This window comes from Candidatus Cardinium sp. cBcalN2 (genome assembly GCF_022810445.1).
In the GTDB taxonomy this organism is placed as follows: domain Bacteria; phylum Bacteroidota; class Bacteroidia; order Cytophagales; family Amoebophilaceae; genus Cardinium.
In genome coordinates this window covers 1-546 of record NZ_JAACGD010000268.1, presented here as the reverse complement: position 1 = coordinate 546, position 546 = coordinate 1, and the positions used below count along the sequence as shown (strand labels likewise).

Genomic DNA, 546 nt, shown 5'->3' with positions numbered 1-546 from the left:
CTCTCTCTCTCTCTCTCTCTCTCTCTCTCTCTACATATGTGTCACCGAAGCTTTATTCATGAAAGAAAATTCACCGCATACATAGAATTTGAAATTTTTCTTCTCTACAAAAGGAGTGAGGAAAATAATTTTCAATCATTCTACATTGTATGTGATCATCCGAGTGTATTTCTCCGTATGGATGAACGCTTGTGGTTTAGTGATTGTGAATATCTGTACAAGTGTGGATCTGTGTGTGTTGCGTCAGAATTTTGGTTATTTGTTGGAGAAGAAAGATGATGGAAAGCATAAATCAGAAGTAAAGGAATCATAGAATCTATCAATAGTGAGGCTCTTTTTTTCAGGGTATTGTGTATCTATGTATATAATTGAATAGTTGGGCTCGACAGAGACTCAGAGGCTCACAACCAGGGTGTTTCATGGGAAAATACAATAACAACAATATGAGATGTTCACCTCAACCGAAGAAGAAGAAGAAGAAGAAGAAGAAGAAGAAGAAGAAGAAGAAGAAGAAGAAGAAGAAGGAGAAGAAACAATCGTGCCTCA

At 36.8% G+C, this 546-nt stretch carries 1 protein-coding gene; it reads left to right on the top strand.

Going from position 1 to position 546, the window contains the following annotated elements; translation table 11 throughout:
• Positions 1-279: hypothetical protein (locus MUW74_RS04425; RefSeq protein ID WP_243553135.1), on the top strand; the 279-nt coding region annotated here is incomplete at its 5' end.
• Positions 280-546 lie beyond the last annotated feature (267 nt).